Below are 283 nucleotides of genomic sequence, written 5' to 3'. Positions count from 1 at the left end.
TCGCTTTGCTCGCGAAGGACGAGGCAGCATGAAGCGTGCGGTGGCGTGTGAAGGCCGCGACATGCCCCCTCTCCCGTGCGGGATAGGGCTGGGGTGAGGGATCAGGTCCATCCGGAGAGGTCGCACCCCTCACCCTGTCCCCGGTGACCGTGATGTCCGGGCAGCGCACCGCGAGGCGCAGGCCCTTGCGCTCGGCGAACGGCTTGAAGCTCTCGGCCAGCTCCGCCAGCAGGCCGGGCAAGAACACCGGCTGCAGCTGCGGCCGGACGATGCCGGCATCGAG

General features: G+C 70.0%; 1 pseudogene. It reads right to left on the bottom strand.

What is annotated here, in order from left to right:
- Positions 1–283 (bottom strand): annotated as a pseudogene (locus tag MKL11_RS21845) (hypothetical protein); the annotation flags it as partial.

The sequence above is a fragment of the Methylobacterium sp. J-077 genome (assembly GCF_022829365.1).
GTDB lineage: Bacteria > Pseudomonadota > Alphaproteobacteria > Rhizobiales > Beijerinckiaceae > Methylobacterium.
Note: the sequence above shows the minus strand (reverse complement) of the source record. Positions and strands in the feature narration are given on the sequence as shown.